General features: G+C 46.1%; 23 protein-coding genes, 1 pseudogene and 1 riboswitch. Of the genes and pseudogenes, 21 read left to right on the top strand and 3 right to left on the bottom strand.

The features are described from left to right. Positions 1 to 432 precede the first annotated feature (432 nt). From B3F51_RS04850 to istB, 6 genes and pseudogenes are all read left to right on the top strand, one after another. Positions 433 to 702, top strand: a complete 270-nt coding sequence (locus tag B3F51_RS04850; RefSeq protein WP_070369589.1) for a type II toxin-antitoxin system RelB/DinJ family antitoxin — start codon at positions 433 to 435, stop codon at positions 700 to 702. After that, positions 695 to 951: pseudogene (locus B3F51_RS04845) on the top strand (Txe/YoeB family addiction module toxin). The gene B3F51_RS04850 and the pseudogene B3F51_RS04845 overlap by 8 nt, the downstream one beginning before the upstream one ends. 352 nt (positions 952 to 1,303) lie before the next feature. Further along, positions 1,304 to 1,618 (top strand): hypothetical protein, encoded by a 315-nt coding sequence (locus tag B3F51_RS04840; protein ID WP_070369587.1) that lies wholly within the window; start codon positions 1,304 to 1,306, stop codon positions 1,616 to 1,618. Then, positions 1,611 to 2,465 carry a GIY-YIG nuclease family protein gene (locus tag B3F51_RS04835; protein WP_070369586.1) on the top strand — a complete coding sequence of 285 codons (855 nt, stop codon included), beginning with the start codon at positions 1,611 to 1,613 and terminating at the stop codon, positions 2,463 to 2,465. Before B3F51_RS04840 ends, B3F51_RS04835 begins: the two co-directional genes overlap by 8 nt. Positions 2,466 to 2,567: 102 nt before the next feature. Continuing rightward, positions 2,568 to 3,812: an IS21 family transposase gene (istA, locus tag B3F51_RS04830; RefSeq protein ID WP_286945760.1), complete on the top strand. Its 1,245-nt coding sequence runs from the start codon at positions 2,568 to 2,570 to the stop codon at positions 3,810 to 3,812. Continuing rightward, positions 3,806 to 4,594: an IS21-like element helper ATPase IstB gene (gene istB, locus B3F51_RS04825; RefSeq protein WP_286945758.1), complete on the top strand. Its 789-nt coding sequence runs from the start codon at positions 3,806 to 3,808 to the stop codon at positions 4,592 to 4,594. The genes istA and istB overlap by 7 nt, the downstream gene beginning before the upstream one ends. A 368-nt stretch (positions 4,595 to 4,962) precedes the next feature. Here the strand turns inward: istB and B3F51_RS04820 are convergent, their stop codons facing one another. Together B3F51_RS04820 and B3F51_RS04815 are read right to left on the bottom strand one after the other, a co-directional pair. Next, positions 4,963 to 5,961 carry a GGGtGRT protein gene (locus B3F51_RS04820; RefSeq protein WP_286945756.1) on the bottom strand — a complete coding sequence of 333 codons (999 nt, stop codon included), beginning with the start codon at positions 5,959 to 5,961 and terminating at the stop codon, positions 4,963 to 4,965. Between the two features lie 11 nt (positions 5,962 to 5,972). Then, positions 5,973 to 6,665, bottom strand: coding sequence for an iron-sulfur cluster assembly scaffold protein (locus tag B3F51_RS04815; protein ID WP_286945754.1), 693 nt, complete (start codon positions 6,663 to 6,665; stop codon positions 5,973 to 5,975). 278 nt (positions 6,666 to 6,943) lie between these two features. Here B3F51_RS04815 and B3F51_RS04810 point away from each other — a divergent pair, with 278 nt between their 5' ends. The 7 genes from B3F51_RS04810 (at position 6,944) to B3F51_RS04780 (ending at position 14,413) form a co-directional block, all read left to right on the top strand. Beyond that, positions 6,944 to 8,341, top strand: coding sequence for a DUF2284 domain-containing protein (locus B3F51_RS04810; protein ID WP_286945751.1), 1,398 nt, complete (start codon positions 6,944 to 6,946; stop codon positions 8,339 to 8,341). Between the two features lie 302 nt (positions 8,342 to 8,643). Further along, the gene (locus tag B3F51_RS04805) at positions 8,644 to 9,399 is read left to right on the top strand and encodes an MTAP family purine nucleoside phosphorylase (protein ID WP_070369582.1); all 756 of its coding nucleotides are present in this window, start codon (positions 8,644 to 8,646) and stop codon (positions 9,397 to 9,399) included. A 2-nt stretch (positions 9,400 to 9,401) separates the two neighbouring features. Beyond that, the gene (mtnA, locus tag B3F51_RS04800; protein WP_286945747.1) at positions 9,402 to 10,433 is read left to right on the top strand and encodes an S-methyl-5-thioribose-1-phosphate isomerase; all 1,032 of its coding nucleotides are present in this window, start codon (positions 9,402 to 9,404) and stop codon (positions 10,431 to 10,433) included. An 18-nt stretch (positions 10,434 to 10,451) separates the two neighbouring features. Continuing rightward, positions 10,452 to 11,183, top strand: a complete 732-nt coding sequence (locus B3F51_RS04795) for a glycosyltransferase (protein WP_070369580.1) — start codon at positions 10,452 to 10,454, stop codon at positions 11,181 to 11,183. A gap of 15 nt (positions 11,184 to 11,198) precedes the next feature. Then, entirely contained in the window at positions 11,199 to 12,311 is a 1,113-nt protein-coding gene (locus B3F51_RS04790; protein ID WP_070369579.1) for a DegT/DnrJ/EryC1/StrS family aminotransferase, read from the top strand. Between the two features lies 1 nt (position 12,312). Beyond that, positions 12,313 to 13,452, top strand: coding sequence for an NAD(P)/FAD-dependent oxidoreductase (locus tag B3F51_RS04785; protein ID WP_228878898.1), 1,140 nt, complete (start codon positions 12,313 to 12,315; stop codon positions 13,450 to 13,452). Continuing rightward, positions 13,445 to 14,413: a glycosyltransferase gene (locus tag B3F51_RS04780; protein WP_070369577.1), complete on the top strand. Its 969-nt coding sequence runs from the start codon at positions 13,445 to 13,447 to the stop codon at positions 14,411 to 14,413. Before B3F51_RS04785 ends, B3F51_RS04780 begins: the two co-directional genes overlap by 8 nt. A gap of 264 nt (positions 14,414 to 14,677) precedes the next feature. Here the strand turns inward: B3F51_RS04780 and B3F51_RS04775 are convergent, their stop codons facing one another. Next, positions 14,678 to 15,418: a hypothetical protein gene (locus B3F51_RS04775; protein ID WP_070369576.1), complete on the bottom strand. Its 741-nt coding sequence runs from the start codon at positions 15,416 to 15,418 to the stop codon at positions 14,678 to 14,680. A 129-nt stretch (positions 15,419 to 15,547) separates the two neighbouring features. Between B3F51_RS04775 and B3F51_RS04770 the strand changes: the two genes are divergently transcribed. The 8 genes from B3F51_RS04770 to cobI all read left to right on the top strand — a co-directional run bounded on the left by B3F51_RS04770 (position 15,548) and on the right by cobI (position 23,755). After that, positions 15,548 to 16,342 carry a sugar phosphate isomerase/epimerase family protein gene (locus B3F51_RS04770; RefSeq protein WP_286945743.1) on the top strand — a complete coding sequence of 265 codons (795 nt, stop codon included), beginning with the start codon at positions 15,548 to 15,550 and terminating at the stop codon, positions 16,340 to 16,342. A 5-nt stretch (positions 16,343 to 16,347) separates the two neighbouring features. Then, positions 16,348 to 16,540, top strand: a riboswitch (cobalamin riboswitch). 106 nt (positions 16,541 to 16,646) lie between these two features. Next, positions 16,647 to 17,603 carry an ABC transporter substrate-binding protein gene (locus B3F51_RS04765; RefSeq protein WP_228879300.1) on the top strand — a complete coding sequence of 319 codons (957 nt, stop codon included), beginning with the start codon at positions 16,647 to 16,649 and terminating at the stop codon, positions 17,601 to 17,603. Positions 17,604 to 17,697: 94 nt separating this feature from the next. Continuing rightward, the gene (locus B3F51_RS04760) at positions 17,698 to 18,729 is read left to right on the top strand and encodes a FecCD family ABC transporter permease (protein ID WP_286945741.1); all 1,032 of its coding nucleotides are present in this window, start codon (positions 17,698 to 17,700) and stop codon (positions 18,727 to 18,729) included. Position 18,730: 1 nt separating this feature from the next. Continuing rightward, complete coding sequence (locus tag B3F51_RS04755) at positions 18,731 to 20,008, top strand: heme ABC transporter ATP-binding protein (protein ID WP_286945739.1); 1,278 nt, start codon at positions 18,731 to 18,733, stop codon at positions 20,006 to 20,008. A 79-nt stretch (positions 20,009 to 20,087) separates the two neighbouring features. After that, positions 20,088 to 21,452, top strand: coding sequence for a cobyrinate a,c-diamide synthase (locus tag B3F51_RS04750; RefSeq protein WP_286945738.1), 1,365 nt, complete (start codon positions 20,088 to 20,090; stop codon positions 21,450 to 21,452). Beyond that, positions 21,449 to 22,333 (top strand): GHMP kinase, encoded by an 885-nt coding sequence (locus B3F51_RS04745; RefSeq protein ID WP_228879280.1) that lies wholly within the window; start codon positions 21,449 to 21,451, stop codon positions 22,331 to 22,333. The genes B3F51_RS04750 and B3F51_RS04745 overlap by 4 nt, the downstream gene beginning before the upstream one ends. Positions 22,334 to 22,391: 58 nt before the next feature. Continuing rightward, positions 22,392 to 23,021, top strand: coding sequence for a precorrin-8X methylmutase (locus B3F51_RS04740; protein WP_228879276.1), 630 nt, complete (start codon positions 22,392 to 22,394; stop codon positions 23,019 to 23,021). Further along, positions 23,015 to 23,755 carry a precorrin-2 C(20)-methyltransferase gene (gene cobI, locus B3F51_RS04735; protein WP_228879273.1) on the top strand — a complete coding sequence of 247 codons (741 nt, stop codon included), beginning with the start codon at positions 23,015 to 23,017 and terminating at the stop codon, positions 23,753 to 23,755. Before B3F51_RS04740 ends, cobI begins: the two co-directional genes overlap by 7 nt. The last annotated feature ends 11 nt before the right edge of the window (positions 23,756 to 23,766 follow it).

Raw genomic sequence — 23,766 nt, 5'->3', positions numbered from 1 at the left:
GTTATAAATTCCGGGAATCTAGGATTTAATGCTAAAGCGTCTGAATGGCCGTAGTCTTTTTGGGGTTCATGCGGAACGATCGGCTTTTATTGAAGAACTGGATTAAAATAATTAAACTGGCAGGTTTCGATTGCTTGCCTAGAGTATGTTCAATGACTACGATTTTTTTTAAAGCAGATGATTATTTTTACAGCCCCTTAGTGTGGAACGGATATGACGAACGAAATGTCTCCGAATTCTGCTAATTTTTTGAGTTCAGTAAAAAAGCCTTTTTAACAGGACCCGTAACGTTCCTAGACATGCAAATGGATAAAAGTGGTGCCTTTGATTAGAATAATGGGTGAATAAGATGTATGTTGTAATTATATTTAAGGACAAAGTCAATAAAATGGGGTATAATATCTTTAAATATTAGATAAGGGGTGACAAATTATGGCACAAACAAATCTCAACATTCGAATGGATGAAGAATTGAAAAAAAACTTTGATATGATTTGTACAGAACTGGGCTTAAATATGACAGCAGCGATCAATGTTTTTGCAAGAGCGGTGGTTCGTAAGCATGGAATTCCCTTTGATTTGACGATCAATGATGATTTTTTCTATAGTGAAGCAAACGTGGAAAGATTAAGAAAATCCATCAAAAGTCTTGAGGCTGGCAAGGGAACCATTCATGAGCTAATTGAGGCTGACGATGAATAAGGTCTGGACGGATGAGGCCTGGGAAGATTACCTATATTGGCAAAGCCAGGATAAAAAGACATTAAAGCGAATCAATGTACTGTTGCAGGATATTGACCGGAATGGTTATGAAGGAATTGGGAAACCAGAACCATTATGGCATGAATTTCAGGTTTTTGGAGTCGCCGAATTGATGACACCAATCGAATTGTATACCGGATAAAAGGCGGTCAAATTGAAGTTGTGCAATGTCGTTTTCACTATAAATAAACGGATATAGCAGAAGCCTTGCTGGTAGGGGAAATTTGCGGAAAGAACCATTCGACACGGCTGTTTTGAAAATTTTTAAATGCAATGGGTATTTCAAAAGGTTTGATAGAGGACCAGCTTACTTTGATGGAATAAGCGTCGGTTTATCATAAATTTGACAGAATGAAAAAATGGCTCATTCATGCATCGTGGATATGACGAAGCGTCCTCATGTCTTCTGCAAATGCAATAGCTCCAGAGGTATCGTCATTATAATTTTCTTGCAAAATCAGTAATAAAGCAAACCCAACAAACGGGGCCTAAACAAAAAAGGCTCCGTTTGTTGGAAAAGAAAAATCGGAGATGAGATAAAGTGAGTGATAAATTAAGAACTGCGAAATTGATTAAAGAATTCGGGGATAAACCGTTTGCAAGTAATCAACTTTACCAATTCTATTCAGAAGAAGAGCCGGATTTAAAAGAAACGACTTTTAGGTGGCAGGTTTATCATTTGAAAAAAGAACAAGTAATCCAAAACGACCCCGATGACTCCCCATGTCTCATAATAAACTGTGACGCATCTAATGCCGTTAACCTAATGACATTGCCCTTCGGGGTAGTGTTTTTTTATTTTTTGGATTATAATAAATCGAATTGTAAAAACAAAAAGGGGTACGAAGATGATTAAGTTTGAAGATTTTATAAAGGTTCCATATCCAGAAAGAACCAAAGTTAAATTCAATATGAAAACCGGTGATTCAAGTATAACGGCCTGGGACTTATTGCTTGAAGATGACCCTCTTTGGTCTACTTTAAATGGATGGAGATCAACTCATCCAAACCACAACCTAAATCATGCAGATTATTTAATTGCTCTTGCACAGTATTATCCATATGGACCTGAATATTTTGTTTTTGGTGGAATATATAAAGTTGAAAGAATTGTGCCAGAAATTTTAGACGGCATAGGTTATAAATTATTCTTATTGGATGACTTTCAGGAATATATTAAACGATTAATTATTAAAATTGATAAGCCTATTGGCCGAAACTTATATAACAGGAAATATGAATCACTTCAAGAACAGTTGAATCCAGAGATTTATGAATTAGCTCCAGGCTCCAAATTAGGTCATTTCCCTGGATATCAAAATGTTAGTTTGAACCATAAAGACATGCAATTGATTGTAAAAAGTGAAGAACCTAGCTGGCAACAAGCACTTTCGAACGTTAAGGGAATTTATGTAGTTACTGACACAAGCAATGGAAAACTATATATAGGATCAGCATCAGGAAATTCTGATGGAATTTGGCAACGATGGTCAGGTTATGCTGATCCTAAAAATCTTACAGGTGGAAACAAAGAGTTCATAAATATATTAAAAGATAAAGGTGATAATTATATTGCTGATAATTTCAAATATAGTATCCTTGAAATATTCGACACAAAGACAAAAGTTGAAACTATCATTGATCGTGAAAATTATTGGAAAGGTGTGTTTGAGTCGAAAAAATATGGTATGAACCATAATTAAAATTGTTATATGTCAAAATCGGTGTTAAAATACCCATAATAAACGGTTGAAAATTCCCCAAAAACACGGTATGTTTCTTCTAAATATAAGGAGGACAACCGAATGATAACAATGGAGGAATATTACATGATCAAAGGTTTAAAAAATAAGGGAATGTCAATCATGCAGATTTCCAGAGAAATGGGTGTTGATCGAAAAACGGTCAGCAATTGGCTTAAACGCAACGAACCGCCAGCATATCGGAGACGTCAGTTTCGACAAGGAAAGCTTGATCCGTTTAAAGATTATATTCTGGAACGAATGAATGAAGGCTGTGTCAATGCCGCTGTGATTTTCGATGAAATTGCAGCCGACGGGTACCAGGGAAGAATGACGATTCTTCGGGAATTCATGAAACCATATCGCGAAAAAGCCTTAGCCAAAGCATCAATCCGCTATGAAACGCCCCCTGGCAAACAGGCCCAGGTTGACTGGGGAGAATTCGTTGTCACGATGCCCGATGGAAAGCTCAAAAAATTGTATGCCTTCATCATGGTTTTGGGGCATTCCAGAAATTATTATCTTGAATTCACCGAGAATTCAAAATTTGACACATTAATCGGCTGCCATGAACGGGCATTTGCCTATTTGGGCGGTGTAACTGAAAGTATTCTGTATGACAACATGAAAACGGTCGTTGCCCACAGTCACAAAACCGGCGACGATAAATGGAATCAGCGGTTTTTGCGATTTGCCGAGCATCACCATTTTATTCCGGTTCGACATCGGCCTTATCTGCCCCGTTCCAAGGGCAAGGTGGAACGCGGAGTCCAATATGTACGCGGCAATTTCTGGCCGAGAGTCAAAAGCTTTTCAGATCTGGCCGAACTCAATGAGCAGGCCCGGCTCTGGCTTGATACAAAATGCAACACCCGGCTACATCAGACGATTCATAAAATACCCCATGAAATCCTGAAGGAAGAGCAACTGAAGCCGATGAACACTGAGCCGTTTCTTGCTGTGGATCTGGTCAGCCGGAAGGTCACGAATGATTGCATGATCAGTTATCAGACCAATTATTATTCCGTTCCCTTCCGCTTTGTTGGTCACCGTGTCGGTGTGCAGGATCTGAGAAACGGAACGATTGAAATCTATGATGAAACCGGTACTTTCATCGAAGGTTACCGGAAACCGGCCCAAAAACACCAGGTTCAAAAAATGAAAAAGCACTTTGAAGGATTGAACAGTCAAAATCATAAAGCCAAAGCCCGCAAAGCACCGCTTATGATTCCAGACCAATCGCCCAAAGTGCATCAAAGACCGCTCGCAGTCTATGATTCTTTAGTCAGTGAGGTGGTTACATGGTAACCCATCACCTGAAGGAAGCTTTTGATCGTCTGAATCTCACGCATATGGCTGCCGTTTATGACCACCATGCGGAAGAAGCTTCCAAGGATAGTATATCCTATTTGGAGTTCCTGGACAAGCTGCTTTGGGCAGAAATTGATGCAAAAAGAGAACGGACAACTACGACGAACTTGAAACTTGCAAAATTTCCTTATATCAAGGCCATTGATTCCTTTGATTTTGATTTCCAGCCCAGTGCCAACCAGCGTAAGATAAACGAACTGAAAACGCTCGCCTTTGTGGAACGTTCCGAAAATGTGGTGTTCTTGGGCCCGCCCGGCGTTGGCAAAACCCATCTGGCCGTTGGGTTGGCGGTATATGCGATCAAAAGTGGCTATACCGCTTATTTTCTCAGTGCTCATGAACTGATTTCAATGATTCAGGAAAATATTGTTTCCGGGCGCATTCATCGCAAACTTAAAACACTGAATAAACCCAATATCCTGATTATTGATGAGGTTGGTTATGCGGCCATGGATGATGAAGTGGCCCATTACTTTTTTCAGATTGTTTCCAATCGCTATGAAAAAGGCTCAATCATTCTGACTTCCAACAAGTCCTACGGTAGTTGGGGTGATGTGTTCGGAAATAATGTCGTTGCAACAGCGATCCTGGATCGGCTGCTGCATCATTCCACAACGATCAATATCAAAGGTGACAGCTATCGGATTAGGGAAAAGAAAAAGGCTGGCTTCTATGATGTCAGCCTATATGAAAACGAATCGAACGATGCTAATGGGTAATTTTTACCGTTTATTTTGGGAAGTTTCAAAACGATATTGACATATAAACTAGAAATAGTAAGAAAAAAGGAAATTTGGTTAGATATTTCGATCGGGATCACTATATTTAAAAATATAAAAATGGCGACGAAATGGCGATATAAATTTAAGGTACAGTTATACCTCTATTTTAACCCGACTCTTAATCGGGGTGACCACTCACGATAAAAAATGAAAAACGAACCCAAGTTTTAAGCTTGGGTTCGTTTTATAAAAAAAGAGTATTGTTAGTGAGTATTACACGAGTATTGTTTGAGTATTGTAAGCAAAAACGGTGTAAATCTATCTTAACTGAAATGGGGTTTTAATGGGAAAGATGGCTGTTTAGCCTACTTGCTCGCTTCCTCAATCGCTACCGCAACCGAAACCGTCGCGCCAACCATTGGATTATTCCCCATTCCGATCAGTCCCATCATTTCAACATGGGCAGGAACCGAAGACGAACCGGCGAATTGAGCATCAGAATGCATCCGGCCCATGGTGTCGGTCATCCCGTAGGAAGCTGGACCAGCGGCCATGTTGTCGGGGTGCAGGGTTCGGCCGGTACCGCCGCCGGAGGCCACGGAGAAATATTTTTTGCCTTGTTCCAGGGCTTCTTTTTTATAGGTACCGGCAACCGGATGTTGGAAACGGGTTGGGTTGGTGGAGTTTCCGGTGATGGAAACATGAACCCCTTCGTGATGCATGATGGCAACGCCTTCTTGAACATCATTCGATCCGTAACAGTTAACGGCAGCGCGTTCGCCATCGGAATAAGGTGTTTTTGAAACAATGTTCAGCTCGCCGGTGGCAAAATCATAGTCGGTTTTAACATAGGTAAAGCCGTTGACCCGAGAAATAATCAGGGCGGCGTCTTTTCCTAAACCGTTTAAGATAACCCGCAGCGGTTTGACCCGCACCTTGTTGGCTGAGCGGGCGATGCCGATGGCACCTTCAGCCGCCGCAAAGGATTCATGGCCGGCCAGGAAGGCAAAACATTCGGTGTCTTCTCTTAAGAGCATGGCGCCTAAGTTACCATGACCTAAACCAACCTTCCGTTGTTCGGCCACCGAACCGGGAATACAGAAAGCCTGTAAGCCTTCACCGATGACTTCAGAGGCGTCTGCCGCATTGGTAATGCCCCGTTTAATGGCCAGAGCCGCACCCAGGGTGTACGCCCAGCAGGCGTTTTCAAAACAGATGGGCTGAATGCCTTTAACAATGCCAGCCACATCAATGCCTTTTTCATCACAAATCGCTTTTGCTTCTTCTAAAGAGGCAATGCCATTGGCAGCTAAAACTTCTTCAATTTTAGCGATTCTTCTTTCATAACTTTCAAATAATGCCATGTGATTTCCTCCTATTCTTTTCTTGGATCGATGTATTTGACCGCATCGTCGAATTGTCCGTACTTGCCAGAGGCTTTTTCCAAAGCGACGGCTGGCTCAACGCCGTTATTGATACTTTCCATCATTTTTCCAAGATGAACGAAGGAGTAACCAACGATTTCATCGTTTTTGTTTAAGGCCAATTGCTGGATATAACCTTCGGCAATTTCCAGGTAGCGGGGACCTTTGGCAAGGGTACCATAGGTGGTACCAACCTGGCTTCGCAAACCTTTGCCCAAATCTTCAAGTCCGGCGCCAACCGGCAGGCCGCCCTCAGAGAATGCCGTTTGGGTACGACCATATACGATTTGTAAAAACAATTCCCGCATGGCGGTGTTAATTGCGTCACAAACTAAATCCGTGTTAAGTGCTTCTAAGATTGTTTTTCCTGGCATAATTTCAGAGGCCATCGAAGCTGAATGAGTCATTCCCGAACAACCGATGGTTTCAATCAGACATTCCTCGATGATGCCATCCTTTACATTAAGGGTTAATTTACAGGCGCCTTGTTGTGGAGCACACCAGCCAATACCGTGTGTCAAACCGGAGATGTCGGTGACTTCTTTTGCCTGAACCCATTTTCCCTCCTCTGGGATTGGGGCACAACCGTGGTTTGCGTTATTACCAACGGTACACATTCTTTTAATTTCGTGAGAATATTCCATTCATTAATCTCCCTTCAAAAAATTACTCCTTTAATTATAAACTTAAAAATTCAAAATAAACAGGTAATATTTTGTCATTTTTACGAATCGAGGAAAAATACCCGAATAGGACAAAAAGTTTAATTGATGAAATGGCGAAATCGATGTAGAATAGGGCAAGAACCTAAAATAGGTGAATTTTATCTTTGGTTCGGGAACTTATCTTAAAAATTAATTAAATGAAACGATAGATAATTGGTCGATTGATCTGCGGATTGATTGAGAAGGGATGTAAACGAATGGAATTAAAAAATAAACTTAGCCTGGGAGCAAAAAGAGTGGAGTACTTAATGGATGAGTATTTCGACCGGGACAAGACGCTGGGCTTTTGCAAGGCATGTCCAAATTTTTCCAAATACTGGTCCTGCCCAACTTACGCATTTGATGAAGCAATCTTTCTAAAACAGTTTAAATACATGCACATCATCGGCAGACAGTTTGAGGTCTCCCGGGAAGATTTAAGAAATATCCGTGATCCTCAGGCGGTTAAAGACTACTGTACCGACAAACTCCAGGCGATCAAGGTGATGACTTGGAAAACCCTACTGGAAATTGAAAACGAAGTCGATGGGGTGATCGGTCTGATTCCCGGCAATTGCCCGATCTGTGAAACCCAGGGGCTGGCCTGTGCCAGAAAAACCAATGAACCATGCCGTCATCCCGGCATGATGCGCTTTTCATTGGAGTCGCTTGGCTTTAATGTGGCCGATCTGCTTAAATATGAGGTCGGCATGACAATCAAGTGGGGCGATACCTACCGCTTGCCGGAGGTGCTGACCTCGGTGTCGGCAATCCTCTGCAATGAAGAAATTCCCAAAGAAATCCTCAAAAAATACTTTCCCGATAAAAAGAAGAGCTGGGAACGGGACAAACACCGGGCGCCGGTGGATGAGTTCCAGGTTTCGGAAGTCATCAAACCGGAGGAGACCATCCATGGTGGCAGAGCGGCGGTTGCCGCCAGAGCCAGGATTATCGATGATGAAATTCCAGCTTATCGGCCCCAGAAAAGCTGGGTCGGCTATAAAGCCGATAAGAACCCTGAAGATGAAGTCATGAAAAAGGGTTATACCGTTACCATTCAGGGCGAAGAAGATGTGATTCCGGAAATGACAGCACAAGAAGTGGAAGCACAAAAAATCTACGAAGAAGACACGGCCCCGGAAGTTAAGACTGAAGACGTGCTGGTGGAAGTGGTTACCTTAACGGCCGAACCGGAACCGGAAGCTACCGAAGTGGTGATTGAGGAAGAAGACGACAGCAAGTATCAATGGCTGGGCTTTAAGGCTAACCTTGATGATGATGAAATCGTCAAACGTCCAATCCCAAAAATGACCGAGCTGATTCTCGACGGCGAAGAAATACCGGCGGAAAATGAAGCGACTGAGCCAGCAGGGGAAGTGTTTCCGGATCTGGCTGCACCCCAGGTCGAAGAAGCGGCAGCTGAAGAAGCAGTGACCGAACCAGCAGTCAGCTGTGATGCAGTTGAAGAAGCGTTTTCGGAAGTGAGTGAAGAGACGGTCGCAGAAGAAGAGGACGACAGCAACTATCAGTGGTTGGGTTTTAAAGCCAGCCTTGATGACGAGGAAGAAACCATTGTCACCAAGTCAACCCTGGCAACCCTGGTAATTCCCGAATAGAATAGTAGTAACGATCGAGATTGTGTTTGGGATGGCCTTTGTCATCTCGGGCACAATCTAATTTGTATTACGGCGCTTTCTCAAATGCCTAAAATCAACTCGACATTTGAGAGAAAATCAAAAACATCGAACAATCATTGCTTTGCGATCAGTTTCCACAAACAATTTTGTAACGTGTAGGCGAACAGTTCATCGAACTGTCCGCCGTACAGTGTAAAAATTGTTTCGTGCGAAACTGATCGTAAAGCTCACGGTAGTAATTTTATATCACCTAAATAAAAACAATTTGAAGGAGAGAAATGATGTATTATTCAGCAGACATTGGTGTTATTGGCGGTTCCGGTCTTTATGAGCTCAGTAGTGATGTGAAAAAAATTGAAGTGGACACCCCTTATGGCAAGCCATCGGACGATATCAGCCTGGTCAAAGTAGGCGAAAAAACCGTGGCCTTTTTGCCCCGGCACGGCAAAGAACATACCCTTAACCCGTCAGAGATTAATTACCGGGCCAATATTTATGCCTTAAAAACCCTGGGGGTCAAAGCGATTATCTCGCCCTGCTGTGTGGGCAGTCTTAAGTTTGATATCAAACCCGGCGATTTTGTGATCACCGATCAGTTTATCAATATGACCTCTGGCCGAAAAGATACCTTTTTTGAAAAACCGAAGGTCAATCATCTCAGTTCGGCCCATCCCTACGATAAAAACCTGCGGGTGCTGGCGATGGAAGCGGCTAAAGAATGCGGAATTACGGCGCATTTTGGCGGGACAGTGATCGTTATTAACGGGCCTCGTTTCTCAACCGTGGCTGAAAGCCGGATGTTTGCGATGCTGGGTGCCGATGTGGTTAATATGACCCAGTATCCTGAAGGCTATCTCTGTCTGGAACAGGAAATCCCGGTGGTGAACATTGCCCTGACCACCGATTACGATGCCGGGCTCGAAGGCCATCCGGACATTAAGCCAGTCACCAACGAGGATGTGATCCGGGTTTTAAACGAAAATGCCGAAAAAGTAAAAGCGCTGATCTTTAAGCTCATCGATAAATTAGAGGTGTAGGCTTGAAACCTGTTTATTTTGAAGAGGGGAAGCTAAGGCTGATTGATCAGACCAAGCTTCCCACGGAGTTCATTGTTAATTCCTATACCGATTATCGGGAAATTGCCAAAGCGATTGTCGATATGATTGTCCGGGGCGCACCGGCCATCGGGGTAACCGCTGGCTACGGTGTTTATTTTGGTGCGTTGGAATATCAAAACGAGCCAAAAGATGTTTTTTATGTTAAAATGAAAGAAGTTTGCGAATTACTGGCGTCTACCCGTCCCACCGCCGTGAATTTATTCTGGGCGATTAAGCGGATGGAAGATGTGATGGCGGCCAATGCCGATAAAGAACCGGCCGAGCTGGTGACGATTTTAAAACAGGAAGCCGATGCAATCTGTGCCGAGGACATTCAGATGTGCCGGGACATGGGCAAGCATGGCGCCGAACTGATCCACGAAGGTGATACCCTCTTGACCCACTGCAATGCGGGTGCTCTGGCCACCGCCGATTACGGCACCGCCCTGGGCGTGATCCGGGCCGCCCATGAAGCGGGCAAGAATATTTCTGTCTATGCCGATGAAACCCGGCCGTTTTTACAGGGTGCCCGGCTGACGGCCTATGAGCTCCACGCCGACGGCATTCCGGTAACGTTGATCACCGACAACATGGCGGGCTGGATGATGAAGCAGGGTAAAATTGACGGCGTCATTGTCGGCGCCGATCGGATTGCAGCCAATGGCGATGTCGCCAATAAAATCGGTACCTATTCGGTGTCGGTACTGGCCAAGGCCCATGGCATCCCAATGTATGTGGCCGCACCGACCTCGACCATTGATTTTGAGATGCAGTCCGGGGATGAAATTGTCATCGAACAACGGGATTGCCGGGAGATCAGCCATATTGGCGGGGTTCAGGTGGCACCCGACGGGGTCAATATGGAAAACCCGGCCTTTGATGTCACCCCCCACCAGAACGTCACTGCCATCATCACCGAAAAAGGGGTGGTCTATCCGCCTTATGACCTTAATATTCCCAAGCTGAAAGAATAAAAAGCAAAAGGATGACGCATGAAAGTAAATATATTATTTCCCGTTCTCGATGAAGAACGGCGCCTCGAAAAGGGGATCTTAAAAACCCTGATATTCCTCAAAAAAAACAAACTGTTTGATTATCAGCTGACCATCATCGATAATGGCTCCACCGATGCCACCGAAGCCATCAGCCGCCGCTTGTGTGAAAAGTATAAAGAAGTCGAATATCTAAAAACCCCAGAAAAAGGGGTCGGTGTAGCCCTGCGAACCGGTGCGGCAGATAACAGCTGCGAAGTGATCGGCTATATGGACATTGACCTGTCCACCGATATCGAACATCTCAGACAGGTAAAGGATATTTTTGAAAACCAGCCCGATGTAAAAATTATTAAGGGGTCGCGGCTGATGAAAAATTCGGCCGTGACGGGCCGCAAGCTATCAAGAGAATTGACCTCCCGGGGGCTTAATAGCCTCTTGCATGTGGTGTTTAAAAATAAGTTTACCGATGCCCTCTGTGGTTTTGATTTTTACCGCAAAGACACCTTTGATCAGTTAATTGCCGCTTCCAGCCAGGACAATGGCTGGTTTTATTGCGTGGAGCTGCTGTTGCGGGCTGAGCGCCAGGGCATCGCCGTTTATGATATTCCGGTAATCTGGAAAGATGATTACGATACTAAGGTAAAGGTTGTTAAAACTGTGGTATCCTATCTTAAGCAGATCAAATTTTTAAAGTCAGAGTTTATCAAAGAAGATCGAACAAAAGGCTGACAGCAAGGAGTTAAGATGAAGGTACCAGCAAACAATTTACTACGTCATTTTGAAGAACATCAGCAAGAATATGAAAACAAAGCCCTGGAAATCTTAAGAAGCGGCAGCTACATTCTCGGGGATGAGGTGGACCGCTTTGAAAAAGATTTTGCCAGCTATATCGGCACCAGTTACTGCGTTGGCCTGGGCAACTGTTTAGATGCCCTGTGGCTGTCGTTTCGGGTCTTGGGCATTGGCGCCGGTGATGAGGTCATTGTTCAGGCCAATACCTATATTGCCAGCGTCATGGGCATTACCATTAACGATGCCACCCCGGTTTTTGTCGAGCCGGACGCCTTTCATAGCATCGATGCGGACAAAATCGAAGAAAGAATTACCGACAAGACCAAAGCCATTCTGGTGGTGCACCTTTACGGCACCTGCTGCGAAATGGATAAGATCGTGGCGATTGCCAAAAAGCATAACCTTTATCTGGTAGAAGATTGCGCCCAGAGCCATGGCGCCACCTATCAGGGTCAGATGACCGGTTCTTTTGGGGATATCGGCTGTTTCAGTTTTTATCCATCCAAAAATCTTGGCGCATTTGGTGATGGTGGGGCGATTACCACCAACAGCCCGGAACTGGATCAGGCCTTTCGGATGTATCGGTTTTACGGCAGTGAGAAGCGCTATTATAATAAGGTGGTCGGCACCAATTCCCGGCTCGATGAACTTCAGGCCGGGCTGCTAAACGTTAAGCTTCGTTATCTGGACGCGCTTAATGCCGACCGCAACCGGGTTTGCATGACCTATCTTAACAAAATGAACAACCCTGTAATTGCGCTGCCAAAGCTGCGGGTCCAGGCTACCACAGTCTGGCATCAGTTTGTCGTGACCACGCCCTATCGGGATGAGCTGAAAGATTATCTGGAAACACAGGGCATTGGCAGTATTATTCACTACCCGATCCCACCCCATCTGTCGGAAGCCTATGCGTATTTAAAGATCGGCCCGGGCAGTCTGCCGATTACCGAAAAACTGGCCGACGAGGTTTTATCGCTGCCGCTTTTTTATGGGATGACCGACGCTGAGATTGATACGGTAGTGGCTGCCATCAATGCTTTTGTGCCCAAGGCATTGGAGCAATAAGATGACCGCAAACAAAAGCAAATGGGACAAGATCATTATCGGCGCCGGGCTTTACGGTCTTTATGCCGCCAAGCTCTGTGGCGAGCGGGGCGAGCGGGTGCTGGTGCTGGAATGGGAAAAATCCCCCTTTCAGCGGGCCACCTACATCAACCAGGCCCGGGTTCACATGGGCTATCATTATCCCCGGTCTTATGCCACGGCCATCAAATCAGCCCATTATTTCAACCGTTTTATCAAGGATTATGATTTCTGCATTCACAGTGCCTTTGATCAGGTTTACGCCACCAGCGACAGCTTCAGCTGGACCAACCGGGAACAGTTTGTCCAATTCTGTCAGGCCGCCGAGATTCCCTGTGAAGAATTAATGCCCGACAAGTATTTTAAAAAGGGCCTTTGTGACGGCGCCTACCTGACCAAGGAATATACCTATGACGCCGGGATTCTGGGGCAGTTTTTTGTCGATGCGCTGACCGGAATGAAAAATGTTGAAATCAACTATGGCGTCCGACTGCAGCAGATTGATAAGGGGCCAGACAGCTACGTCCTGACGCTGGAAAGCGGTGCCGCTTTAGAAACGGGCTTCCTGCTTAACGCCACCTATGGTTCCACCAATCAGATTCTTAGTCTGGCCGGTTATGAGCCCTTTAAAATTAAGTATGAGCTCTGTGAAATCATTCTCTGTAAACCCCAGGACAAACTCCAGGAGGTCGGCATTACGGTGATGGACGGGCCTTTTTTTTCGGTAATGCCCTTTGGCAAAAGCGGCTATCATTCCCTGACTTCAGTCACCTTTACCCCCCATGTTTCGTCCTTTGACAGCCTGCCGCAGTTTAACTGTCAAACAAAGAGCTGGGGATATTGCAGTCCCGAACAGCTGGGCAATTGCAACGATTGCGTCGCAAAGCCCCAATCCGCCTGGCCCTACATGTCCAATATGGCTGAGAAATATCTAAAGGCCGAGTACGGTTTTAGCTACGAGGGCTCACTCTATTCAATGAAGCCGATCTTAAAGGCTTCCGAGGTGGACGACTCCCGGCCGACGGTGATCCGCAAGGTCAGCGAAAAGCCAACCTTTGTCTCGGTATTATCGGGAAAAATAAACACGGTTTACGATTTGGATGAGGTACTAAAAAATGACTAGACAGCAAGAACAGAAGGTGACCGTTCGGGACAAAGAAAAGAACTTTGTTTCGGCGGTGATCTATATTTATAATGATGAAGAGCGAATCCGGGATTTTCTGGAAAAAATCAATGCGGTTTTAAGTGCCAATTTTGAAAACTACCAGATCATCTGCGTCAATGACGCTTCGGATGACAACAGCCTGGCAGTGATCCGGGAGATTGGCAAAAGCATCAAAGGTACCGTCATCAACGTCGTCAACATGAGCTTTTATCAGGGCGTTGAGCTGGCCATGAATGCCGGGATTGATCTGTCCATCGGTGATTTCGTCTTTGAATTTGATAACATGGTGATGGATTATGATGCCGAGCTGATGATGGATGTCTATTACCACAGCCTGACCGGTTTTGATATCGTCAATGCCGCCCCGAAAAAATGCGGCCGCAAGACCTCGCGACTTTTTTATGCGGTCTTTAACCGGTATTCCCGCAGCCCCCATCCCCTGCGAACCGAAAACTTCCGGGTGTTGTCGCGCCGGGCGATTAACCGGGTCCATTCGATGAGCAAGACGATTCCCTACCGTAAGGCGGTTTACGCCAACTGCGGCCTGAAGATCGACACCATCGAGTACGACAATGACCGCTCCTGCACCAAGGGCTACGATAAGGAAACCCGCTATCAACGCAAAGAAATGGCCGCCGATTCGCTGATTCTGTTTACCAATGTGGCCTATAAGATGACCCTGCTGGCAGCGGTCTTTATGATGGTAGCCACCTTTGGCATTGGCATCTATACCCTGGTCAGCTATGTTACCGAAGACGTGGTGTCCGGCTATACCTCGATGATGCTGGTGATTGTCTTTGGCTTTTTCGGCGTCTTTGTGATTCTGGCGGTGATCATCAAATACTTGTCGATGCTGATGGAGCTGGTTTTCAGCAAACAGAAATACACCATCGAGTCGGTGGAGACGATCAGCGAGTAAGATCAAAAAGCTATTTGTTGTCTCAAGATAACCCAGTACCGACAATTGTTACATCATGTTGTACGCATCGGAGCGGACATGGCATCGCCTGTCCGATTCTGCGCGCAGGCAACGAGCCAATCACAAGCTTGCTTGTAGTTGGCGACTGCCCGCGACCAATGCGAAAGGAGCAAAGCGGATTTCGCATGGCGCGGCGAACAACAGATTAACAATTGGTCGGTACGGTAGTTGAGCGATAACCCTAAAGGTTGAGAAGAACGTTGGTTATTGAATTTCGACTTCGGCCTGGGGATCAAAGGGATTGGTTCGGATCGAAAAAGAGTACAAAAACGGATAGGACTTGCGCTGGTGGTTCATATACAGCAGCCATTCCACCAGCAGCAGTTGGTAGGCCCGTTCAATATCGGTCATCAGGTGGCGGTAATCATTGTCATTGAGCGTTAGCAGGTTTTTGCGGCTGGACAGTTCCTGCTCAGCATGGGAAAGCGACATAACCAGGTCGGTAAAGGTTTCATGCTCAACCAGAAACGGGTTTTCCAGCAGTTTTAAAAAAAGCTCCCGGTGCGACGTTAAAAATTCGCTGAGATTCGTAAGGCAGGGCCCGGAAAAACTCAGATGATGGCGAACCCCCTTCAGATTCTTCAGGGCGTTTTTATAATCCCGGTTATCCCACTGCGGTTTGATCAGCAGAAATTCGCGAAAATCTGGGAGGTGTTGATCTTCCCGGGAAAAGAACTGCATCAGTTCAACACCGGCCTCGGAGAAGAAAACACTGAGTACCATGTTGACTTTTTTGAGCCGTTCTTTTTTATCCTTATCTTCAATGACCTTATGAAAAATCACCGAAACCAATAAGACTTCAATCGGTAAAAAGGCAATGTCGCCCAGCAGATACAAAAAGATATGATGAGAATCCTTGAAAATCAAAAAATGCGAATAGTAAAGAATGGCGGATAAGGCGATAAAGCCAATGCCGATCAAGATGCCTTTGTAATATTTTTTCATGAACACGCTCCAATTTTAGTATTAGAGATATTATAGCGCAGTTTTTAAAAGATGACCAGAGTGGCGATTTGAAGAGCACGGGTAAATATCAGCAAAAGACCTAAATTTATTTGAGAATGCGAGGCCATTATGAAGTATAGTATGTTTTCCTGGTTTGGCTATTTTATGAAATTTGAAGACCGCATCAAAATCATTGCCGATGCCGGTTTTGATGAGGTGATGATTTCCTGGGAGGATGAGTTTGAGCCCTGGGCCTTAAAAAAAGAAGAATTCCCAGAGTTGGTTCGAAAAAACGGTTTGGGGATCACCAATATCCATGCCCCCTTTATCGGCTACAGCGACATCTGGACCGCCTCCCGGATGGAGATAAAACCCAAGCTGCAGATGTTCAAAGATTATCTCAAAGATTGCCAGGCTTTTGAAATCCCGGCGATGGTGATGCACACCAATGATCTCGATGAATTTGAGCCGGATCTCGATAAAGGCCTGGCCTTCTTCTCCGAGCTGGCTGATGCCGCCGAAAAATACGATGTCGATCTGGCGGTGGAAAATGTTTCCCGCCAGCATCTGCTTTGTTATCTGCTCGATCAGATTAATGCCCCCCGCTTTGGGATGTGCTATGACAGCTCCCACGATTTTCTGGAAGAACAGAACTGCGGCCGGATTCTAAAAAAGCATAAAGACCGGCTTAAGGCCCTGCACCTGTCCGACAATGATTTTAAGGCTGACCGCCACTGGATTCCCGGCGAAGGCAGCATTCCCTTAGATCAGGTAATGGCCGAAATTCTGACCGTGCCAACGATTACGATCATTTCCTACGAGGTGCTGGCCAATGAAGACTGGCGGGAAAAGGAACCGCTTGATTTTGCCCGGGCGGTGCTTGAGAGTCTGGCCATAAATGATGAAAAACCACCGCAAAAATAATCAATTGAAAAGTTGCCGATTCTATGATACACTGCCACTAATATAAATAAAGAAGTGATGAGGAAAGAGGTGGAAGACCTCTACAGCCCCCGCTACTGTAATTGCCAACGAGATTTTTGTGCCACTGTCTTTAAGGATGGGAAGTGAGAATCAAGAATATGCATAAGTCAGGACACTCATAATCATTGATATTCTTCGGTGGGAAGAACAGGATTAAACCGTTTGTTTAGTATCCAGCCTCCACAGGAAGCTGGATTTATTTTTGCAAAAAAATGCAAAAAAATAAAGAAAAAGAAGGACGAAAATGAAAAAGAAAAGCATGCGAAATTGGTTGGTGATTCTTGCTGTGATTGCTTTAATGGTATCCTTTACCGGCTGTCAGCCAGGCAAAACGACAGCGGATGAATCAGGCGTCGAAACAAAAAGCGGCTCGACTACTTACCCGGTCACGGTAACCGATAATGCCGGTAATTCAGTGACCATTGAAAAAGAACCCCAGAAGATCGTCTCATTGTCTCCGGCAACAACCGAAATCCTGTTTGCCCTGGATCAGGGGGACAAGGTCGTCGGACGGACCAAATACTGTGATTACCCCGAAGCCGCTTTAGCCGTGACCGATATTGGTAGTTTTAACGCACCAACCCTGGAAAAAATTATTGAGTTGGCACCGGATATTGTGGTGGCCTCGGATTTTGTCTCCGATGATATCAAACAACAGTTGGAAGCCACTGGCGCCAAGGTAATTACCTTTAATGCTGCCAATATTGACGGCGTCCTGGCCAATATTGTTCAGGCTGGCGAGGTCACCAATGCCAACGACAAAGCGACTGAAATAGTTAAAAAAATGCAAGCTGACCGAGAAGCGTTAATCGAAAAGGCGAAGACTGCCAAAACCCAAAAGTCAGTTTTCTTTGATATCGGAAAATTCTATACCGCTGGTCCCGGGTCCACTTTGGATTCGATGCTGACCGATTTGAACGCCGTCAATATTGCCGCTGATGGAGCAGAACAATGGCCGCAGCTCAGCACCGAAGAAATCATTGCTGATAATCCGGATGTTTATATTTCGCTTTATACCAAACCGGAGGATGTTAAAGCCACCGCTGGTTTTGATAAGATCAATGCGATCATTAATGATCAACTGATCTACTTTGAATACCTGACCCCGGAAAGTGATATGATTCAGCGGCCCGGTCCCCGAATTATTGAGGGGATGGCCTTAATAGCCGAAAGCATTTATCCGGAAATATTTACCAAATAAGTTTGTCTGATGGGGCGAAGGCTGTTCGCCCCCTGGTTTTCTTAAGTAGAGAGACTCAGGGGGTGAACAGACAAAATGATTAGTGGGAGAATACATGAAGAATACCGTCAAGAAATATGGCATCATCCTGTCCATTGCCATGTGCATCATCATCATTTACGTCTGTACCTTATTGGGGGTGGCATCGATTTCTTTTTGGGATGCCAATAAAATTCTATTGGATCAGATTTTTCATATCGATCTTGGGATGGAAAATATCAGTGACGGGGCCATTGCGATTATCTGGAATGTCCGTCTGCCCCGGATTATTTTGGCCTTTATTACCGGTGGAGTGCTGGCTATCTGTGGCGCCGCCTACCAGGGCATTTTTAAAAACCCGATGGCCGACCCCTATATTTTAGGAGTATCCTCCGGGGCGGCGCTGGGGGCGACGATTGGTATTGTCATGAATTTTTCCAGCAGTTTGTTCGGAATGAATGGTACGGCGATTTTAGCCTTTGTTGGTTCCTTTACCACCATTCTGGTGGTGTACAGTATTTCACGGGTTGGTCGCAAAGTGCCGGTGGCGACGCTGCTGCTCAGCGGGATTGCCATTGGTCAAACCATCAGTGCGATTATGTATCTACTGATGATTTTTAATCAGGAAGAAATGACCCAGATTATGTTCTGGATCATGGGCAGTTTAAACGGCAAGGGCTGGGATCAGGTTTTAACAGTCCTGCCCTATGTGCTGATTGGCGGGGTGATCATGCTGACTTCAGTGCGGGAGCTCGATATCATGCTCCTGGGCGAGGAAACCGCCACCCAGCTGGGCGTCGATACCGAACGGTTAAAAAAGAAAATTCTGATTACCTCGTCCCTGCTGACGGCGGCGGTGGTTTCGGTAACCGGGATCATCGGCTTTGTGGGACTGGTGGTGCCGCATATTGTGCGGTTGGTAACCGGGCCCAAACACCGGGTACTCATTCCATTCTCATTGCTCTTTGGCGGGGCGTTTCTGATTCTTTGCGATACCCTGGCCCGAACGGTGGCCGGGCAGGAAATTCCCGTTGGGATTATCACCGCCGCCTTTGGCGGGCCTTTCTTTGTCTATCTGCTTAGAAAACGCAAGCAGGGAGGTGCCTGAGATGGAACGATTAATGCCAAAAGTCATGCTGGATTTTAAGGATGTGGTCTCCGGCTATGGTGAAAAAGACATCCTGCAGGGCTTTAACGCCACCATCTGCCAGGGTGAGTTTGTCGGCCTGATCGGTCCTAACGGCACCGGGAAGTCGACTCTGCTCAAATGTTTGTCTGGTCTGTTGCCGGTGAAATCCGGGGTCATCACCCTGGAAGAAAAGGACAATACCAGCTATAGCCAACGGGAACGGGCCCAGATGATTGCAGTGGTACCCCAGTCCTTTGATATCGACTATGATTTTACCGTTGAGGATATTGTTCTGATGGGACGAAACCCCTACTTAAGTTATCGGACCAGGGAAAGTCAGAATGACTACCACATTGTGACGGAGGCGATGCGGGCTACCAAGACCCTCCCGTTTAGAAAACGGCTCTACAATAATCTCAGCGGCGGGGAAAAACAACGGGTGATTATTGCCCGGGCGATTGCCCAGGAACCGGACATTATTCTGTTGGATGAACCGACCTCGGCCCTCGATATCCACCACCAGATTGAAGTGATGGAGCTGATTCGCGATCTCAATCTGAAAAAATCGATGACGGTGGTGGCCGTGCTGCATGATATTAATCTGGCGGCCCGTTACTGTAACCGCCTGATTTTAATGAAAGACGGCAAGGCGATTGTCGATGGCATCCCCAAAGATGTGATCACCGAGCCTAACCTTAAAAAAGTCTATGAGATGAAAATGTTTATCAAGGAGAACAAGCTGTTTGGAAAACCGGAAATTATTCCCCTGCGGGTGATTAAAGAATCGGAGGACTACCGCAGCTTGCGGATTCATGTGATCTGCGGTGGCAACAGGGCCTCCCAGGTGCTTGAAGAACTCGAAGCCATGGGTCATCAGCTCACCGCCGGGGTGGTCAACCAGGGCAGCGATGATTGGACTATCTGTGATGTACTGGGGATTCCGATGATTGAAGAAAGTCCCTTTACGGCCATCAGCAGTGAAAAACAGGTTAAAAACCTGGCCGTTATGGCTAAGAGCGACCTGATTCTGATTTCTGATCTGCCCTTTGGCCACGGCAACATTACAAATCTGAACGGTCTGGAAAAGCTACCGGGGGAGATATATTTCCACCGCAATTGTCTGAATAATGATTTTACCGAAGGTCAGCTGCAAAAGCGGCTGGAAGCGATCAAAAAGCACAAGACGGTTAATGAAATTGATGATCATCAGGAATTTATTGAAATAGTTAAAGCCTTGACGCTAATTGAAGATAAATAATTTCGTATTAAACGGTTTTTAGCGGTCGATCAGTGAATGCGAATAACGAGATATGTCATTGGAAAAAGGAGACACAATTATGAATTATTTTATGCTGGCCGGAGCCAGCAGTAACGTCGGCAAAACAACCGTCACCATGGGCATCATGGCAGCCTTCAAGAAACGGGGACTGAGGGTAAAGCCCTTCAAAACCGGGCCGGATTACATTGATCCGATGTTTCACCGCTTTGTAACCGGCGAGCCGTCCATTAATCTGGATACCTGGATGTTAGACGAAGAAACGATCCGGGGGTTATTCTCCCGTCGTCTGGCAGAAAACGATCTGGGTATCGTTGAAGGGGTGATGGGTCTTTATGACGGCCATAGTCTGGAATCGGATGTCGGCAGCAGCGCCTATCTGGCTAAAACCATTGATGCGCCGGTGATTCTGATCATCGATGGCCGGGGCATGGCCAAAAGTGCGGCGGCAATGGTTAAAGGCTATGTCGATTTTGATCCCGATACCAAAATTGCCGGGGTCATCATCAACCGGATCTCAACCGAATCCCATTATCTCTTATTAAAAGAAATGATAGAAGCCTATAACGATGTGACCTGTCTGGGGTATTTCCCCAACAATCCCGATATTGTTATGGACAGCCGTCATCTGGGGCTGGTGCCAGTGGAAGAGATTGCTGATTTCCGGGACAAGGTGGACAAGGCCGGAGCATTGGCCGAAGCCCATATTGATCTCGATAAACTATGGGAAATCAGCCAGCACGATCAGGAGGTCAGGGCTTATGCCGATCCTTTTGCAGATTACGCCGCTAAATATCAAGGTCTGCGGATAGGGGTGCCCAAAGACCGAGCCTTTAATTTTTACTATGATGACAATTTTATGGCGCTTAAGCATGCCGGGGTGGAAGTGGTTCCTTTCAGTCCGCTTAATGATGTAAGTCTTCCTGAGCCGCTCGATGGCCTATATATCGGCGGGGGCTTTCCGGAAATCTTCGGCGCCGAGCTGGCAGCCAACACCGCAATGATCGCCGATATCAAAAGTAAGCTGGAAGCCGGACTACCCTGCTATGCCGAGTGCGGCGGGCTGATGTATTTAACCAACTCGATGACCTTAAACAGCGGCGAAACCAATCCAGCAGTGGGCTTTTTCGAGGCCGATGCTCAGATGACCAAACGGCTGCAGCGGTTTGGATATGTCAATATCGCCGCCTATCTGTGCGGCAAAACCATCGAGATCCGGGGACACGAATTTCATCACAGTCTGGTGAGTACCACCGAAGCCTTGCCGACTGCCTATGTGATCACCAAAAAAGGTAAAACCTGGACTTGCGGCTATCGCCAGAAAAACGTTCTGGCTGGCTATCCTCATATTCATTTTTACAGCAATCCGCTGTTTTTAACCAGTCTCTTAAATGTGGTTCTTGAGCACCAAGCGGGGCAGGCATGAGGCGGGTTACAGTTAAAACCCCGGGCACCTGCGGCGAATACATCCAGGGCTGGTATGATGGCAGCCCCTGTCTGGTATCCAGCCCGATTGACCGTTATTCCCGGATTATTCTTGAAGAAGGTCCGGGGAATATTGAGTGTCTTAAACTCAAAACAAAAAAACTGGTCGAAGCAGTTTTCCGGCACTTCGCAATTCCCCAGCCGGAAATGGAGCATTTGCATGTTACCATGACCAGCGAGATTCCGCTGGAGAAAGGCATGGCCAGCAGTACCGCTGACATTGCCGGCATGGCCGCCGGACTTTCGGCATATTTTAACTTGGGTCTGACCCCCAAAGAGATCGGTGCCCTGTGCACGACCATTGAGCCCTCCGATAATTTGATGTTTGAAGAATTAAATTTGTTTAATCATATCAGTGGCTCGGTGCTAAAGGAATTTGACGGCACCGTGTCGGCGGACATCCTGATTGTTGATTTTCATGGCGGCATTGATACCATGACCTTTAATGAAACCCAGGATGACTATTCACCAGAGGATTTAGAAACCTTTGCCGAAATTGTCGCTCAGTTTGAACAAGGGGTGCGCACCAACAGCCTGAAAGATATCGGCGCGGCTTGTACCAAGAGCGCTATCCTTAACCAGAAGCGGTTAAATAAGAACTATCTGGATTGTCTGATTGGTCTGTCCCGGGATTTTGGCGGATTGGGCACCGTCATCGGCCATAGTGGCACGGTGATTGGGATTATGTATGACAAGGGTGATTTTCAGGAAGAGGATTTCCACAAGGCCTTTAAAAAATTTGTTCCCGATTCGGTTTACGCCGAAATCTATCACAATCGCCTGATCCCCGGCGGAATAAAAATTATCACCGAAACGGTGTAAAAATAGAGCATCGATTGATGCAATAAATAAAAAAATTCATTTACGAAAGCGAGACAAGATGGAATACATTAACAACCCGAGAGAAATTGAAGAGCGTAGTTTTGAGATTATTACCGAAGAACTGGGAGACAAGGTTTTCCCGGAAGCGATTGCCCCGATGGTTAAACGAATCATTCACACCACCGCTGATTTTGAATATGCCGATTTATTGGAAATTTTAAATGGTGGCTATGAAAGTGGGATGGAAGCCTTGAAACAGGGCAAAAAAATCTACGCCGACACCCGGATGATTCAGGTCGCCGTCAATAAAAAAGCACTGGCCGATCACGGCATTGAAATTGTTAATTACGTTCATGATGCCGATGTCGCTGCTGAAGCGAAAGAACGTGGCGTTACCCGCTCAACTGTCAGCATGGAAAAAGCCTTAAAAGACGACAGCGTCGGTATTTTTGCCATCGGTAATGCGCCAACTGCGCTCTATACATTAATTGAACAGGTCAAACAGGGTACTGCCAAACCAGCCTTGATCATTGGTGCCCCCATCGGTTTTGTCGGTGCAGCCGAATCAAAAGAAGCCTTGGATCAGATTGACAGCCCGGTCATCCGAATCAACGGCCGTAAAGGTGGCAGTCCAGTAGTGGCTGCTATTCTTAACGCCATGCTTTATCAATTGGGAAGGGAATGGTAAAGATCATGAGTGCAGCAAAAAAAGGAATTTTTTACGGCATCGGAGTCGGTCCCGGCGATCCGGATCTGCTGACCGTTAAGGCGGCTAAGGTTTTAGATGCCTGTGATGCGGTGATTACACCGGTAAAAAAAATGGGCAGCACCAGTGTTGCCTTTGAAATAGTTAAAAGCCACATTTCCGATCTTTCCAAGGTTGTAGAAATGAATTTCCCAATGATTTCCCTGTCTCAAGAACGGGAAGCTCTTGAAAAACAGTGGCAGGAGAATGCCGACGAAATAGAGGTACTCCTTAACCAGGGCAAAGATGTCGCCTTTATTACCCTGGGTGATCCAATGGTCTTTAGTACTTATTCCTATGTGATGGAATATCTGTTAAAACGCAACATTGAAGTGGTCACCCTGTCCGGGGTGCCGTCATTCTGCAATTTAGGTGCCCAACTGAATATTCCGCTGACCCAGGGCGAAGAGTCGTTAGGGATTGTAGCCATGACTCAGCCGGAGGAAGAAATCCGGGCGATCCTGGATGCCCACCAGAACATTGTGGTGATGAAGATTTCTGCCAACAATGCCTGGATGGCAGCGGAGCTGGAAGCCCGAGGGCTGGAGAAAAGTTTTGTGCTGGTGTCCAACATTGGCATGGAAACCCAGCAGGTGATCCGGGATATTGAGGTGTTAAAGGGTAAGATTCCTTACTTATCGACCTTATTAATCAAGAAGAATTATCCCCTTCAGTAAGGGAGGGTTTT

The sequence above is a fragment of the Acetobacterium sp. UBA5834 genome (genome assembly GCF_002435675.1).
Taxonomy (GTDB): domain Bacteria; phylum Bacillota; class Clostridia; order Eubacteriales; family Eubacteriaceae; genus Acetobacterium; species Acetobacterium wieringae.
This window is presented reverse-complemented; position numbering and strand designations above follow the sequence as displayed.